General features: G+C 70.6%; 2 protein-coding genes. One reads left to right on the forward strand and one right to left on the reverse strand.

What is annotated here, in order from left to right; genetic code table 11:
• A partial coding sequence (locus ABZ260_RS49705) for a tetratricopeptide repeat protein (RefSeq protein WP_355632597.1) occupies positions 1–1,483 on the forward strand: 1,483 nt, incomplete at its 5' end.
• Positions 1,484–1,904: 421 nt separating this feature from the next.
• On the opposite strand, the gene ABZ260_RS49710 is transcribed toward ABZ260_RS49705, so the two are convergent.
• Positions 1,905–2,552, reverse strand: coding sequence for a hypothetical protein (locus tag ABZ260_RS49710; protein ID WP_355632600.1), 648 nt, complete (start codon positions 2,550–2,552; stop codon positions 1,905–1,907).
• Positions 2,553–2,635 lie beyond the last annotated feature (83 nt).

Consider the following 2,635-nt stretch of genomic DNA (forward strand, 5'->3'; position numbering starts at 1 on the left):
GGCGCGGCTGGCGGGGCGGCCCGGCTGGTCGCTCGGAGTGCTGCGGCAGCGGCTGGAGGTCGAGTCGAACCGGCTCAGCGAGCTGTGCGCCGGAGATCTGGGAGTGCGGGTCAGCCTCGACCGTAGCTACCGGCTGCTGCCCGAGGACGCGGCATGTGCCTTCCGTGCGCTCGGCCTCCTGGGCCCGCAGTCCCTGCCCGGCTGGGTGGTCGACGCCGCACTGGGCCGGCACCAGGCCGACGAGGTGACGGATGCCCTGGTCGACGCGAACCTGCTCCAGCTGGTCGGGACCGACCCGATCGGCCAGCCGCGCTACCGGCTGCACGACCTGGTCCGCTGCAACGCCAGGGAGAAGGCCGGCGGCGCCTCGGATCGGCACGCGCTCATCAGGGTGCTCGGCGCGTGGACGGCCACCACCGAGAGCGCGACCGCGCGGCTGCCGACCACGCTCTTCAGCCTGACCTCGGCCTCGGCCACCCGCTGGCACCTGGCCGAGGACACCCTCGGCCGCCTGACCGCCGACCCGCTGTCCTGGTTCGACGCCGAGCACGACGCGCTGGTGGGGGCGGTACGCCTCGCCGCCGACGCCGGGCTGGCCGGATCGGCGTGGGGGCTCGCCGCGGCACTCGTCCCCTACTTCGACCTGCGCTGCCACTTCGACGAGTGGCGCTCCACCCACCGGATCGCCCTGGAGGCCGCGTGCCTGGCCAAGGACCGCCACGGCGAGGCGGCCATGCTCCGCGGCCTGGCCCAGGTGAGTCTCTACCAGGACCGCTACGCCGAGGCGACGGAGATGTTCCGGCGATCCCTCAGGATCTTCCACGAGCTGGGGGACAGGCGGGGGGAGGCGACCTCGATCTGCGGGCTGGGGGCGGTCAACCAGTTCTGCGGCGAGAATCTCCGGGCGCTCGGGTACTTCCGGCAGGCTCTGGCCATGTTCCTCGCCATGGGAGACCAGAGCGGCGAGGCCTACGCGCGGCAGGCCATCGGGCGGGCCTGCCTGGCCTCGGGCGACCTGCGGCAGGCCTCGAACTGGCTGGCCGCGGCGCTGCGGCTGGCCAGGGAGATCGGTGACTCCCATCGCGAGGGCTGCGTGTCCATGCAGTTCGGGCGGCTGCACGATCTGGGGGCGGACCCCGGCCAGGCGATGCGCTTCCAGGGGCGTGCGCTGGACATCTTCGAAGGCCTCGGCGACCTGCACTGCGGGGCCTACGCCATGCAGGGGCTGGGCGGCCTGCAGGTGGTCCGCGGTGACCGGTCGCACGCCTCCGACCAGCTGGAGCGCTCTTTGCTGATCTTCCAGCGGCTCGGAGACCGGAGCGGGGAGGCCGCCACGGTCCAGACGCTCGGCGAGCTGCACCGGTCGGCGGGCCGTACCCGCCTGGCGCGGAACTACCTCCGCCACGCCCTCGTGCTCCGCCGCGAACTGCGGGGAGGCGCCGACCTCGCCGTAGGCGCCGGTGCTCAGGACGTACCGAATTAGGGCCGGTACGGAATTCGGATCTTCGGATGGGTTGAAGGCTTCGGATCCACAAGATGGCCCTGTGCAGCTGAAGGCCGGTGAGGTGGCTTTCGGGGGTCTTGCCGAAGCGGAAAGCCAGCCCGTGTCATCTGATGTCGTGCGGACGGCCGTTTCGGGATGAAAGCGCGGTTTGAAGAATCACAGAAATCAAGGAATTCACCTGAAGTGACAAGGTGATCACTGATAGACACTTTGGTGGAGGTCGGTCGCTGCAGAAGAACCGCCCTCGTCCGAGGGAAGGGACAAGATCCTGATCGGCGGCTTAGGCCGGTTCGAGCCTGCCTGTCTTTTCGTGACGGGCATCGACGTCGTTCTCACCATGCCACCGTGTCGCTTGCCGGTGGCCGAGGTGATGGGCGGCACCAGTGGTCTTCAAGCCGCCTCAGGTGAATTCCGCGGGAGGATCACCGGCCGGCGAGGGCGGCTCCGTAGCGGGTTCCTGTTCTTCGATCAGGCCGATGGGCAGCGCGCCCTCGGCGTTCCACGGAGGCTGGGCGAGCTGTTCGGAGGCGCCGTCGAACTCGGCGGCGGCCTCGGGGTGGCCGTTGCCGGCCGCGCGGCTGAACAAACTCGCGGCCGCCCAGTCCTCATCCTTGGCCCGGTGAATCCTCGCGAGGCGATAGGCGGCCTCGGCATGGCCACAATCGCTGGCCAGCCGGTAGAAGAACATCGCGACGCTGAGCTTGTTCGGATCCGAGCACTGGTAGTGGTGGCCGTAGCGGTAGGCGAGTTCGGTAGCCACCTGCAGGCGGTCGGGGTCATCGAACAGGCCCGGCGCGGCGGGGTGAGCGGCGTCGCCGGCCTGGCGCAGCCACTGGCGCGCCTCCTGGGGCCAGCCTTTCAGCAGCGCGATGACGGCCAGGCGCATGCAGTCGTCGCCGTTGCCGGCCTCGCTGTGGGTCAGCAGGCGGGTACCGGTCCTGCCGTAGATCCGCAACAACCGCTGCCGGGCCGCCGGCAGCGGCGCGAACACGATCGTGGTACTCGGCCGGCGCGGTGCTCTCCTGCCCGTCGGCCGGATGATCGGCACGCTCCCGCGCCACCTCGGGGTCGCGAGGGTCTGAGGAGATGACCAGTATCGGTACCCGGCGCCGGGGCTCGGTCATCACGGAG

Source organism: Streptosporangium sp. NPDC006013 (genome assembly GCF_040614275.1).
In the GTDB taxonomy this organism is placed as follows: domain Bacteria; phylum Actinomycetota; class Actinomycetes; order Streptosporangiales; family Streptosporangiaceae; genus Streptosporangium.